Source organism: Alkalimonas mucilaginosa, assembly GCF_036327005.1.
Lineage (GTDB): Bacteria > Pseudomonadota > Gammaproteobacteria > Enterobacterales > Alteromonadaceae > Alkalimonas > Alkalimonas mucilaginosa.
Map to the genome: position 1 here is coordinate 359,623 of NZ_JAUGZK010000002.1, position 13,402 is coordinate 373,024.

A 13,402-nucleotide genomic window follows, 5' to 3' on the forward strand; every position below is an offset into this window, starting at 1 on the left:
AAGGGTTAATCAAACAGCTCCAGCAGCTCAGTGGCCGGCTCATCGTCATCAAAGGAGAAGGCCGGAGCGCCGGGCTGGGCGTATTGGCTTGGCTCGGTGCCACGCAGGAAAAACTCAAAGCTGCTGGTGTGATCATTGGCCCTGCTTAACAAACCGCTTTCCAAGTCGATGCGCACCGATGAGATGCCAGATGGTGTTTCAGGCTGATCTACCGGTATATCCTGCATGGCAACCCGCATAAACTCCAGCCAGGCCGGCAGGGCCGTGCGGGCACCAGCTTCAACACCACTGCTCTGATCACGCCCCAGGTTTGCATTCCAGGTCGCCCGGCCCAGACTGCGATTGGCATCGTCGAAACCAACCCAGGCAACGCCCACCAGTTGGCTGTTAAAGCCGGCAAACCAGGTATCTTTGGAATCATTGGTGGTACCGGTTTTGCCGGAAATATCACGCCGCTGCAAGCTCTGAACCCGCCAGGCGGTGCCATTCCAACCAGTGCCACGATTCCAGTTACCCCCACCCCAAACGCTGGATTTGAGGGCTTCGCGAATTAAAAAGGCATTCTGTTCAGACAGCACTCGTGGTGCCTGCTTTAGCCCAGCCGGTTGTTTTTCTGTCGGGTTTGGCTCCAGGTTGGCAAAGAGTTGGGCTAATTGAGCTTCTGCATCCAGCTCTGATTGGGGTTCCGTTGAGTTTTCCTGGCACTCTTTGCAAGCCACTTTAGGTTGATGCTGATAAATCAGCTCCCCTTGCTCGTTATAAATCCGATCAATAACGTAGGGATCAACTAAAAAGCCACCATTGGCAAAAACAGCATAACCGGCCGTTAATTCCAGGGGCGTCAGTGAGGCAGAGCCCAGCGACAAGGTTTCATTGCGTGGTAAATCCGTTTCAGCAAAGCCAAAATTGCGCAGGTGTTGAATAGAGGCATCTATGCCCACGCCCCGGAGTAACCGCACAGACACCACGTTTTTGGATTTTGCCAGGGCTTCCCGCACCCGTATCGGACCATCGTACACTGCCGGAGAATTTCGCGGCCGCCAGGCAATACCAGCGCCCTGATCCCAGTGGTGAATAGGAGCATCATTGACAATGGATGCCAAAGTATAGCCATGCTCCAGGGCAGCAGAATAAATAAATGGTTTGATGGTGGAACCAACCTGACGTTTGGCTTGAGTGGCGCGGTTGAACTGGCTTTGAGCAAAGCTAAAGCCGCCAACCAAGGCTTGAATAGCGCCAGTGGCTGGGTCCAGCGATACCAGAGCACTGCTGGCCTCAGGGAGTTGGCTGAGCTGCCAGTAGTCACCATTGTGGCGTACCCGGATGTGCATGCCTGGTTGCAATATATCTGCTGCCAGTTTGGGAGCATGGCCCTGGCGCTGATCATTAATAAAGCGTCGGGCCCATTTCAAAGCGTCCCAGCTTAGTGTTTGCTGCTGACCATCGGCCAAAATTACGGTAGCATCTTGCTCCTCAACCGCTAGTACCACCGCATGATGTAAATCTTCCAGGCTCTGCTGGCTGGCCAGGTAGCTAAGGATCTCATCCGTTGACCAGGCAGGATCCGAGTCGCCGGCCTCGGCAGACCAAAGTTCAGCTTCGGGGCCACGATAGCCATGTCGTTCATCGTAATCGTACAGGTTCTGCTGCAACGAGCGACGGGCCGCATCCTGAATAGGTTTATGAATGGTGGTGTAGACTTGCAGGCCTGCACTGTAAGCAAAATCTTCGCCGTACATATCGACCACTTGCTGTCGAACCATTTCGGCAATGTAAGGGGCTGAAGCGGTAATTTGCGCACCATGGCGGCGGCTGGTTACCGGAGCTTGCACTGCAGCCTGGTATTCCTGCTCGCTAATGTAGTTCATGGTCAGCATCCGACCAAGTACGATATTGCGGCGGTTACGGGCATTGGCAGGTGAGCGCACCGGGTTTAATACCGAAGGGGCCTGTGGCAGGCCGGCAATAATAGCGATTTCGTCCAGGCTTAGTTCATCCACACTTTTACCAAAATACACCTGAGCGGCAGCGCCGACCCCAAAGGCACGGTGACCCAGCTCGATTTTGTTGAGGTAGAGCTCCAAAATTTCGTCTTTGCTAAGTACCTGCTCAATTTTAACGGCAAGGAAAATTTCTTTAATTTTGCGGATAATTTTCTTTTCCCGCGTCAGGAAAAAGTTTCTTGCTAACTGCTGAGTAATGGTACTGGCACCCTGAGAGGCGTCCCGGGTACTGGCAACCACCAGAGCAGCACGCATCATACCAATCACATCAAAACCTGGGTGTTCGTAAAAGCGGCTGTCTTCGGTGGCAAGAAAAGCCTGAATCAATTGCGGTGGCATCTGTTCAAGCGTCAATGGGATACGACGTTGTTCGCCAAATTGCGACATCAATTCGCCGTCGGCAGTGAACACCCGCATCGGAGTCTGCAGCCGAACGTCTTGGAGCAGACGAACATCCGGCAGATCATCTTTGACATACCAGTACGCCGCTGCAATGCTAAATATTGCCAGCAAAAGCCCAATCAGGCACAAAACCAGAATTTTTTTTAGCCAGGACACCCATCCGCCTCTACATACAACTGCCAAAAACTACAAAAGAGTACTAGTATATAGTTGTTTCTTTTTGAATAAACTCTTTTTATTCCTTAAAAAAAGATCTAAGCTACAAAGTATAACAATAACAATTGTAATAACTACGGTTGCCTTTTGCTATGATAAAACCACTCTTCACAAAGCAATCTCCCATGATGGTCGGTATTGATATCGGCTCTCATTCGGTGAAAGCCGTGTTACTTAGTAAACAGCAAGAGCAGTTTCATCTTGAGGCCTTTGCTATTGAGCCAATGGCCAAAGGTGCTATTTCTGAGCGTGAAATTCAGGATATTGAGGCTGTTGGCAATGTCCTGAATAAAATTCGTAAAAAAATTCCCCGTGCTGTTAAATTTGCCGCCGCAGCCGTTTCCGGTTCCACCGTTATCAGCAAAGTCATTTTTATGGATGTCGCCTTAACGGATGCTGAACTTGAAAGCCAGATTGAAGTAGAGGCGGATAGTCTGATCCCATACCCCCTGAATGAAGTCAGTCTGGATTTTGAAAAGCTGGATATTAACGAGTCAGACCCATCCAAAGTCAATGTGTTGCTGAGTGCTGCCCGTACCGAAAGTGTTGAAAGTCGGGTAGCGGCCTTGGAGCTAGGTGGTTTTACCGGTAAAGTGATTGATGTAGAAAGTTACGCGCTTAGCCGTTCAGCTGAGCTCTGTATGGCCCAGTTGCCTGATGATGCCAAACAGAAAGTGGTTGCTATGGTCGACATTGGTGCCACCATGACATTGCTTTCCATTATTGAAAAAGGAAAAACCCTTTATACCCGCGATCAGGTGTTTGGTGGTGAGCAGTATACCCGCAGCATTCTCTCTTACTACAACAAAAGTTACGAGGAAGCAGAGCTGGCAAAAGTCAGCGGTGATTTACCACCCAATTACACCTTCGAAGTGCTGGCACCTTTTCAGACTATGCTGCTTCAGCAAGTGCGGCGCGGGGTGCAAATGTACCTAACCACCAGCGGCAAAGAAAGTGTGGATTACCTGATTATCTCCGGTGGTACGGCCTTGTTGGAGGGTATTGATAAGTTACTGACCGATGAGTTAGGCATTCATACGGTGATTGCAAAACCTTTTGCTGGCATGACGATTTCAAGCGCATTGGACCCAGAATTAATGGCGTCGCAGGGCGCTCAGATGATGGTGGCCACCGGTTTAGCATTAAGGAGCTTTTCGCCATGGCACATATAAATCTTCTGCCTTGGCGTGAAGCGGCACGCAAAGAGCAACAAAAGCAGTATCTTACGCTGATCACTGCTGTTGCGCTATTCAGTTTTATATTGGTATTTGCTATCAGCTCTATCTACAGTGCGCGTTTAGATAGCCAGCATCAGCGCAATCAATATTTGCAGGCAGAAATCACCAAGCTGAATCGACAAATTACTGAAATCAGAGATTTGAATGAAACCAAGACCAGCCTGCAGCAACGGATGGCGCTGATTGCTCAGTTACAGGGCAGTCGTAATTTGGGTACCCAGATTATGGATGAAATTGTCCGTGTGGTTCCCTCTGGTGTGTATCTGGTTAGCCTGGAGAAAAAAGGCAGCTCATTGCTTATTAATGGCAGAAGCGAGTCCAATAACCGGCTGGCCAATATGATCCGGCAAGTCGAAGACTCGGAGCTTTTATCTGAGCCTTTACTGGAGTTCATCGAAACAGGTCGCAGCAACCAACTGCTCAGTGATTTCAGAATGCATATGCAGGTGAAGGGCTTTGACATGATGCAAGGAGAAACTCCATGAAAATGAACTGGAATTTTGATTTCTCCGAAGTGGATGTGAATGAACTTACATTAGATAATATGGGCACTTGGCCGCCAGTAGTGAAATTGATTTTTGCTGTGGTCGTTGCGTTAGCCATTGCTGCTTTAAGTTATTATCTGATGGTAAGTAATAAAATCGAAGCGCTCAATGCAGCTCAGCGCCAGGAGCTTCAGCTACGCCAGGAGTACCGTACCAAGTATGCTTCAGCCGTCAATCTTGAGCCCTACAAGCAGCAAATGGCCGAAATGGAGCGAAGCTTTTCGTTTTTATTAAAGCAGTTGCCGGCGACTCATGAAACTCCGGGCCTGCTGGATGATATTACTTACGTTGGTACCACGAGTGGCTTAAGCTTTGTGCGGATAAACTGGATGCCTGAGATTGAAAAAGAGTTTTATACTGAGCTGCCTATTCGTATTGATGTGATTGGGGACTACCACCAGTTTGGTAACTTTGTCAGTGAAGTTGCCCGTTTGCCCCGTATTGTCAGTTTGCATGACTTTACCATTGCAGCAGAGCAAAATGGCAAGCTGCGCTTTAACGTGGTTGCGAAAACCTATCGTTACAAGGAGGCAGACCAATGAGGTGGATTGGGCTGGTTCCTTTGATGTTGCTGTTGACAGCTTGCTTTAACGACATGGCCGATATCCATGAATTTGAGGCGGAAGTAAAAGCCAATACCCGCACCCGGGTTGAGCCTTTACCTGAGATGAAAGAGTTTCGCCATATTGCTTACCAGGGCAGTCAGGCAAGAAGCCCTTTTGCTATGCCAAGACGGGAAGCGTTGCAGGAACGTTTTGTCCAAGTACAGGATTGCCCGCACCCGGATCCTAATCGCTCGCGAGAGCCTTTGGAAAGCTTTGCGCTGGATAACTTGGTGATGCGCGGCACATTAGGAGATAGCAGCCAGCTTTGGGCATTGATTCAGGCGGGCGATCAGACCTTGCACCGGATTACGGTCAATCATTATCTTGGTTTGCATCATGGACGTGTACTCTCTGTGACGCCTGCCCAGATAGAATTGCTGGAGCTTATCCCTGATGGCACCGGCTGCTGGCAAGAAAGAACAACCATATTGCAGATGGCAGGGTCTGCTCATTAACAGGTGTGTAATGCATGATGGATAAGATGACGAAAACAATGAAAAACCATGTCAAATACGCCATGTACCAAGCTGCGGTGCTGTTGCTGTTAGTTAGTCTGCCAGCCAGTGCCAGGCCATTATTGCATGATGTGCGTTACAGCCCTCTGATGAGTGGTGAGACTGAGCTGGAGTTTGTGTTTGATGATCGGCTCAGGAGCGAACCTGAGATCCAGGTATTGAGCCAACCGGCACGAATTGAATTGAGCTTTGCCGGCATTGAGGTTGATCGCAGCCTGTCACAGATTGAAGTGAACCGTGCCGGAATTCGAAATATCAATGCTTATACCGATGAGCAGGGCAGCCGGGTTGTGGTGTATCTGGAGCAGTTAAACCCATATAAAACACGACAGGATGGCAGCAGTTTTTACCTGCATTTGAGTACTCACAATGCGGTCAGAGCTCCTGGCTATCGGAATGAAATTCAGGTGCAATCGCTTAACGCGGTACAGGCCATTGATTTTCGTCGTGGTGAGCGTGGGGAAGGCCGGGTGCTGGTCTTTTTGCGCAATAATGCTGCGGCTGTCAATGTACAGGAAAAAGCGGGCAAGTTGCATGTGGATTTTCATAACACCAGCATTCCGGAAGACATGCTGTACATTTTGGATGTGATGGACTTTGGCACCATAGTGCGCCAAATTGAAACCTTTTACGAAGATGGCATCAGTCGTCTGGTGATTGAGCCTACGCACGCTTTTACCCACAGCTATCAACAAATCGATAATATTTTTACCCTGGATGTGCAGCGCGATGAGACGCAGCGCAGTATTTTGGGTAGCCGTGACTATCAGGGGCAGCCTATTTCACTGAACTTTCAGGATATTCCGGTTAGAACAGTGCTGCAGATAATAGCCGATTACAATGGGTTTAACCTGGTCACCAGCGACTCAGTGACTGGCAATGTGACTTTACGACTGGATGGCGTGCCCTGGGATCAGGCACTGGATATTGTGTTACGAGTGCGGGGGCTGGATAAACGGATGGATGGCAATATCCTGATGGTAGCGCCGACTGATGAGTTGGCAAGCCGTGAAGCCAGAGAGATGCAAGCGCGGATTGATGTTGAAAATCTGGAACCTTTGTACTCCGACTTCTTAGTCATTAACTATGCTAAAGCCACTGATATTGCCTCACTATTGCGCAATCAGGATACCAGCTTGCTGACTGAGCGGGGCGCTGTGACGGTGGACGATCGTACCAACACTATTTTAATCCGGGATACCAGTCGCTCCATCGAGAATGCACGTCGCTTGGTTGAGCGACTCGATATCCCTGTTCGGCAGGTATTGATTGAATCGCGGATGGTAACAGTCAAAGACAATGTAAAAGAAGATTTGGGGATCCGCTGGGGATTCTCTGATCAGCAACGCACCAAAGGCACTTCTGGAACCGCAGCTGGTGCCAATGCCATTGCAGGAGGGGTGATCCCTGCTTTGGATCAACGCTGGAATGTCAATTTACCAGTCACCAATCCAGCGGGTAATATTGCTTTTCATGTTGCAAAACTATCGGATGGCACCATTCTTGATCTGGAGCTATCTGCGTTGGAGCAAGAAAATAAAGCCGAGATTATTGCCAGCCCGCGGGTAACAACTTCCAACCAGAAAATGGCGCGTATTGAGCAAGGCACGGAGATTCCGTATGTGCAGGCTTCTTCCAGTGGTGCTACTACCGTGACCTTCAAAAAAGCGGTACTAAGCCTGGAGGTTACTCCGCAGATTACTCCGGACAATCGCATTATTCTTGATTTGATTATTACTCAGGATACACGTGGCGATACCGTGCAGACGCCCATTGGCCCTGCGACCGCCATCGATACTCAGCGCATTCAAACTCAGGTGCTGGTTGATAACGGTGAGACCATAGTGCTAGGTGGGATTTATCAGCAACAAGCTATTTCTGCTATCTCTAAAGTCCCTCTGTTTGGTGATATCCCCTATATTGGACGTTTATTCAAGAATACCAGTGAGTTTAATGAAAAAACTGAGCTGTTGATTTTTGTTACGCCCAGGATCTTAACGGATGGATTGTAATGTCTAAGTCTTAGCCATTGCGAAGTAAGCACAGGCCGGCAATTGCCGGCCTGTTTGTTTATGGTCGTGAGAGCTGTCTCTTGCATTAAATACAGCATGTGTCACCTATGTGTTGTTGGGCACATATGCCCCAATAAACCATTTGTTTATGGCAATGACAGGGGGTCATGGTTCAGCTCAGCTGCGCCATACTGCGCTTTTATTACAGTAAAAGGGCTGCTCTTCGATCAGTACTTCCACAATCACTCACAAAATAATAACTGCTTCGTTGTTTACAACTTTGAACGGCAGCCTAATTTTAATTTTTCAATCGTCACCCTTCAGTAAATTAAAGATTGTGTGATTGATGTTTTTTGTGGTAGCTTTGTGTTTGCTTTTTGTTGAGGTGATTAATATGAAACATTGTGCATGGTATTTATCCGCTTTGCTCTTGATAGCTCCAATGTATGAGTTACAAGCAACAGAAAAACTCCCAGCAGGACTTATCGAAGCGCAACAGACATGTTTTGGTCAAACTGTCAGTGTTGCAAAGTATTCTCCTGTTCCCGCTGGCTGGGTAATTACAAATGAATTTCATAACAGCTGGACTTTAATGTGTGTAGCTGGAGCTACTTTTAATCAGACCGTATCAGTCATAGTAAGCTCTCCAATTCCTACAGGCTGGATTATAACTCGAGAAAACCCTAGGGTTTTGACTTATGCAGTTGGAGCTCCGACTTTTCATACCTTCAGAGTCAGTACAAATTCACCAATACCAGAGGGATGGGTTCTCACCCAAGGGGGGCCCAGTGAGCGGATCATTTCGAATGCTAATGGAGCTAGCTATGGGAACTCACTTCGGGTGATCATTGGTTCACCTATTCCTGATGGCTGGGTCATTCTTAATAACTCAGGCAGCTTCAATAATATTGAATTTCTTACCGGTGCGCCAACAGGTGCAACAAGGCGTGTGTTAAATGGTTCCCCGATGCCAGCTGGTTGGGTTATCACATCACTAGCCGGCTCTTTTAGGAATATTCAAAACACGAATGGATATGGATATCGGCATACGATGAACGTCACTATTGGGTCACCAATCCCAAATGACTGGGTTCTTACAAATGTGATTGGTAGTACAAGGACTATTATGAATCTAGCGGGGGCACGTCGAGGTGATGAACAAACTATATATTTAGGTTCGCCTATTCCTAATGGATGGGTTGTAGTCCAGACCAATGGCAATTTCAGGCGGATTCGCTATCTTTAACTGCTGTGTTGGTGTTTGAGTTATTGGCATAATATGATTTATTTTTATGTGCCTTGTTCTGAATCTCCCAGTTTATCGACGTTTAAATTTAAAACCGGGAGTTTTAGAGTTGATGCTAAGCTTGAGTTTGCTCAAGTTGCGGTGAGGTTAACTCCACCAGCCTATGACAAGGAACCGTTATGTTATACACAGGCCGGCAATTGCCGGCCTGTTTCCGTTAGCTGTAAGCCAGAGTACTAATATTTTTTAAATAAGCTTGCCAAGCCAACGCCATTGCTGACATAATTCAGCGCTTCAATTCTCCGTGGGAGCCTTTGTTCCTGACTTTTAATTCACCAAGATAACGAATTAGCACGACGACATATGGCAGAAAAACGTAATATTTTCCTTGTAGGTCCTATGGGTGCTGGTAAAAGCACAATTGGCCGTCATCTGGCAGACATGCTGCATCTGGATTTCTATGACTCTGATCAGGAAATCGAACGCAGAACTGGTGCCGATATCGCCTGGGTATTTGACCTGGAAGGCGAAGCGGGCTTCCGGGTACGTGAGGAAAACGTTATCCAGGATCTGACCGAAATGCAGGGTATCGTTTTGGCTACCGGTGGTGGTTCTGTTTCCAGCAAAGAAACCCGCAATCGCCTTTCTGCACGTGGTATTGTGGTCTATCTGGAAACTCCGATCGAGAAGCAGGTCGCTCGTACTCAACGTGATAAGCGTCGTCCTTTGCTGCAAACGGAAGAGGATTCTGAAGAGGTATTGACCCGTTTAGCGGCAGAGCGCAACCCGTTGTATGAGGAGATTGCTGATCTGACGGTTCGTACGGATGAGCAAAGCGCACGTGCTGTTGCCAGCCAAATAGTTGAGCAACTGGGTTTCTGATTTCGTATTGTAAGGGGAGCTGCTTATGCATCGTGTTCAGGTCGAACTGGGTGAACGCAGCTACCCGATAGATATTGGCCCGGGTTTATTGCAACAGCCGCAACGGCTGTTAAACCACTACTCACATGTCGTGATTATTAGCAATGATACCGTGGCTCCGTTGTACCTGGATCAGGCCAGCCAGCTGTTTGCGCATAGTCAGTTGCAGCATTTTTTGTTGCCGGACGGCGAAGCTTATAAAACACTGGAACAATACGAGCGCATTCTCAGCTTCCTGCTGCAGCAAAAATTCCCGCGTGATGGTTTATTGGTGGCTCTGGGCGGTGGTGTCGTTGGCGATATCACCGGCTTTGTTGCTGCCAGTTACCAGCGAGGGGTGGACTTTCTGCAGATCCCAACGACTTTGCTGGCGCAAGTTGACTCATCTGTTGGCGGAAAAACGGCCGTCAATCACCCGCTTGGTAAGAACATGATTGGCGCCTTTAAGCAGCCACAGCAGGTGTTGATTGATACCTTAGTGCTCACTACCTTGCCTGCCAGAGAGTTTGCAGCAGGTATGGCTGAAGTGATCAAGTACGCACTGATTGCGGATGCCGCTTTTTTTGCTTATCTGGAGCAGCACAGTGCAGCGCTGCAACAACTGGAGCCAGATGCTTTGGCTGCCGTGATCCGTCATTGTTGTCAGATGAAAGCATCAATTGTTGCTGCCGATGAAACAGAGCAGGGCAACAGGGCTCTGCTTAATCTTGGTCATACCTTTGGGCATGCTATTGAGGCATGGCTTGGCTATGGCAACTGGCTGCATGGTGAAGCTGTTGCAGCCGGTATGGTAATGGCTGCACAGCTGTCGCAGCATCGCGGCTGGCTGACTGAGGCCGAGGTTTTACGCATTAAACAGTTGTTACAACGCTGTTCGTTACCGGTGGCTCCGCCGGAAGGTATGATGATTGAGCACTTTTTGCCTTACATGAAAACCGATAAAAAAGTACGGGCGGGTAAGATGCGATTTGTACTGCCGACATCCTTTGGCTATAGTGAAGTCATTGATGATGTGGATGATACTGAATTAGTGAGTGTTTTCGCCTGAATGCTACCATCTACTCTGGCAACCAAGTTGCAAGCTCATGCCACCATCTTGCCCTCGCAGCGAGAACTGTTAGAGCGGGTATTATTCCAAATCGAGTTTAATGGGTTTCAGCATATTCATCTGGTGGGTGCTGCCGGTACCGGCAAGACTACCTTAGGATTGGTTCTGGCTGAGCTGTTCTCTGATTCGATGAACCTGGCCTACTTTTCGGCTCAACCCGATATGTCTACCAGCCAGTGTCAGCAGCTTTTACTGCAGCAATGGTTTGGTTTGAGTGATCATGAGGGGACGCTGATGCAGCAGCTCGAGCAACCTCAACCTCAACCATTGTTGTGGATCCTGGATGGTCAGGGTCCTTTGCCGGCAGCCTGCCTGTCGTTGCTGCGTGCCCATCCAGTGCACATTATTACCACAGGCCCTGAGGTGCTGCCTGAGGCCGATTTAAATTTGGCCATTCCGGCAATCACTGTCGCGGAAGCCGAGTCCTTGCTTCCCGCAGATATGCTACGCAGTATACCGGCTGCACAGCGCTTACAGGCTGCGGCTGGTAATTTGCACCTGTTGCTGGAACCTGATCGCATAGCTGCAAACCAGCAGAGCTCCGTGCTCCCCCGAAGCCCGGCACAAATCTATAGTACCCTTGCATTGGTGCTGGCATTGCTGCTTTGTACCGGAGGGCTGGTTTTTTGGTGGCTGTACCAAGCCGATGAACATCAGGTTGTCGAGGCGGATAATCAGCTGCGGTCACCGGTTTCAGCGTGGAGCCCGGTACAGCAGGCACAATCTACCTCATCGCCTGACCCGACAGCGCAAACTCAGCCTGGTTTATCTTCCGGCCCTGAACACTCAGAACAGTCCGGGGCGGTTTCTATGCTTGAGATGCCGGCGGCAGAGTTAGGGCTTGATGCGGTTGAGGCTGAAGTGGATGTTTCTCTGGAGATAAACCTGCCCATCGTTACTCCCGAGTTGGATGCGCCAGTTGATGTGGCCTTGACGGACGCTGAAACCCGGCGGTCATCCTTTTTACATGATGAAGCAGAGCTGCTTTCGATGGACAAAGCCCATTATGCGCTGCAGTTGGGTGTCTTTGCCAGCGTTGCGGCGGCAGAGCGTATGCAGCTAAGCTATCCTGAATTGCCGGTCATGATTTATCAGCGTCAGTCGACCAATCAGCTACCGCAGTGGGTTTTGGTGCTTGCTTCCTATGCCGCAGCCAGCGAAGCGCGGGCCATACGTGCGACCCTTCCTGCGGCCATCCAGGCTGAAACTCCGTTTATTAAGACGATAGCGCAGATCTGGCAAGAAATTGAAGACTTTCAGCAAATGCAAGGTAACCGCTTCGAATGAAAACCAAGCAACGGGCATTTCTGAAATGGGCAGGTGGTAAGTACAACCTGGTGGAGTCGCTGAGCCGCTTTTTACCTGAAGGCGACACGTTGGTCGAACCATTTGTCGGTGCAGGCTCCGTATTCCTGAATACCAATTACGCGCGCTATCAGCTAAATGACATCAATCAGGATTTGATCAGCCTGTATGGTATTGTACGGGACCAAACCGAGCAATACATTGCCGATGCACGGGCTTGCTTTGTGGAGTCAAGCAACCAGAAAGAGAGCTATCTGAGTATCCGGCAACGTTTTAATCAAAGTACCGATAGCTATGAGCGAGCTGTGCTTTTTTTGTACCTCAATCGCCATGGTTACAATGGTTTATGCCGCTACAATATGAAAGGCATGTTTAATGTGCCTTTCGGCAGTTATAAGAAACCCTACTTTCCGGAAGCTGAGCTGAATTTCTTTGCAGAAAAAGCCCAACTGGCAACTTTCAGTTGCAGCAGTTACCAGCAAGTCTTTGCAGACTTGTCGCCTGGTTCAGTGGTTTATTGCGACCCACCTTATGTGCCCCTTAGTAAAACCGCCAGCTTCACCAGCTATGCGCGGGAAGGGTTTAACCTGGACGATCAAGCTCAGCTGGCGAATTTGGCTGAAGTTGCTTGCTTGCAGGGGGTCACCGTGTTGATTAGTAACCATGACACCACCCTGACTCGCAAAATATATCAGCAGGCGCAGTTGCATCCTATTCAGGTGGGTCGCTCTATTAGCCAAAAAGGGCATAGCAGGAAAAAAGTTGCGGAAATATTTGCTTTGTATCAGGCTGCCGCTATAGCAGATCCCAAGGTAGTCAGCGTAGTACCCAGGATACGACAAGCAGCACGGTAATAACGAATAACACCGCCATGACGACACCTACCAGAATATAAGGCAAAGGACTGCGGGCGGCAAAATCCTGTTGACGTTGTTGCTCAGATTGAACACCGATAAAAGCGCCTGCAACGGCCTTCAGAACTTGCCTCCAGGAAGCTGGACTATTTGCTGTCATGGCTGGCTGGGAGCATACGGTCCAGTAGCTCCAGCAAATCGACAAAGTGGAACTGTGCGGAACGGCTCTGGCCTTGTAACCAGCTAAGCCAGTTGAATTGCTGTTGGCACTCCGCAGTATTCTGGCAAGTCAAGGCTGGATGATGAGAGTGCAATAAGCTAAAACCAGCCGCTGCCAACAGCGCAGCTGCCAGCACTAAAGTGCGTGTTTTATGCTGTAAAAGTCCTTTCATCAGTGAAAATCCCGGAGCATCCTAACTATGGGGCATACCA

At 49.0% G+C, this 13,402-nt stretch carries 13 protein-coding genes; 10 read left to right on the forward strand and 3 right to left on the reverse strand.

The annotated features are described in order from the left end of the window. Positions 1 to 5: 5 nt before the first annotated feature. A complete protein-coding gene (locus tag QWF21_RS04020; protein ID WP_330086752.1) occupies positions 6 to 2,561 on the reverse strand; it encodes a penicillin-binding protein 1A in 2,556 nt (851 codons plus the stop codon). 152 nt (positions 2,562 to 2,713) lie between these two features. Here QWF21_RS04020 and QWF21_RS04025 point away from each other — a divergent pair, with 152 nt between their 5' ends. The 10 genes from QWF21_RS04025 (at position 2,714) to QWF21_RS04070 (ending at position 12,970) form a co-directional block, all read left to right on the forward strand. After that, entirely contained in the window at positions 2,714 to 3,793 is a 1,080-nt protein-coding gene (locus QWF21_RS04025) for a pilus assembly protein PilM (RefSeq protein ID WP_330086753.1), read from the forward strand. Next, the gene (locus tag QWF21_RS04030) at positions 3,781 to 4,344 is read left to right on the forward strand and encodes a PilN domain-containing protein (protein ID WP_330086754.1); all 564 of its coding nucleotides are present in this window, start codon (positions 3,781 to 3,783) and stop codon (positions 4,342 to 4,344) included. Before QWF21_RS04025 ends, QWF21_RS04030 begins: the two co-directional genes overlap by 13 nt. A gap of 2 nt (positions 4,345 to 4,346) precedes the next feature. Next, positions 4,347 to 4,946, forward strand: a complete 600-nt coding sequence (locus QWF21_RS04035) for a type IV pilus inner membrane component PilO (protein ID WP_330086836.1) — start codon at positions 4,347 to 4,349, stop codon at positions 4,944 to 4,946. Continuing rightward, positions 4,943 to 5,464, forward strand: a complete 522-nt coding sequence (locus tag QWF21_RS04040; protein ID WP_330086755.1) for a pilus assembly protein PilP — start codon at positions 4,943 to 4,945, stop codon at positions 5,462 to 5,464. Before QWF21_RS04035 ends, QWF21_RS04040 begins: the two co-directional genes overlap by 4 nt. Positions 5,465 to 5,481: 17 nt before the next feature. Continuing rightward, on the forward strand, positions 5,482 to 7,536 hold the full coding sequence (gene pilQ / locus QWF21_RS04045; RefSeq protein ID WP_407935257.1) for a type IV pilus secretin PilQ: 2,055 nt from the start codon (positions 5,482 to 5,484) through the stop codon (positions 7,534 to 7,536). A 346-nt stretch (positions 7,537 to 7,882) separates the two neighbouring features. Continuing rightward, a complete protein-coding gene (locus QWF21_RS04050) occupies positions 7,883 to 8,782 on the forward strand; it encodes a hypothetical protein (protein ID WP_330086757.1) in 900 nt (299 codons plus the stop codon). A gap of 363 nt (positions 8,783 to 9,145) precedes the next feature. Next, positions 9,146 to 9,664 (forward strand): shikimate kinase AroK, encoded by a 519-nt coding sequence (aroK, locus tag QWF21_RS04055; protein ID WP_330086758.1) that lies wholly within the window; start codon positions 9,146 to 9,148, stop codon positions 9,662 to 9,664. Positions 9,665 to 9,689: 25 nt separating this feature from the next. Next, on the forward strand, positions 9,690 to 10,751 hold the full coding sequence (aroB, locus tag QWF21_RS04060) for a 3-dehydroquinate synthase (protein WP_330086759.1): 1,062 nt from the start codon (positions 9,690 to 9,692) through the stop codon (positions 10,749 to 10,751). Next, the gene (locus tag QWF21_RS04065; RefSeq protein ID WP_330086760.1) at positions 10,752 to 12,098 is read left to right on the forward strand and encodes an SPOR domain-containing protein; all 1,347 of its coding nucleotides are present in this window, start codon (positions 10,752 to 10,754) and stop codon (positions 12,096 to 12,098) included. Beyond that, positions 12,095 to 12,970, forward strand: a complete 876-nt coding sequence (locus QWF21_RS04070; RefSeq protein WP_330086761.1) for a Dam family site-specific DNA-(adenine-N6)-methyltransferase — start codon at positions 12,095 to 12,097, stop codon at positions 12,968 to 12,970. Before QWF21_RS04065 ends, QWF21_RS04070 begins: the two co-directional genes overlap by 4 nt. Here QWF21_RS04070 and QWF21_RS04075 read toward each other — a convergent pair. Together QWF21_RS04075 and QWF21_RS04080 are read right to left on the reverse strand one after the other, a co-directional pair. Further along, entirely contained in the window at positions 12,933 to 13,130 is a 198-nt protein-coding gene (locus QWF21_RS04075) for a DUF2970 domain-containing protein (RefSeq protein WP_330086762.1), read from the reverse strand. The genes QWF21_RS04070 and QWF21_RS04075 overlap by 38 nt on opposite strands. Further along, positions 13,117 to 13,362 (reverse strand): hypothetical protein, encoded by a 246-nt coding sequence (locus tag QWF21_RS04080; protein WP_330086763.1) that lies wholly within the window; start codon positions 13,360 to 13,362, stop codon positions 13,117 to 13,119. The genes QWF21_RS04075 and QWF21_RS04080 overlap by 14 nt, the downstream gene beginning before the upstream one ends. Between the last annotated feature and the right edge of the window lie 40 nt (positions 13,363 to 13,402).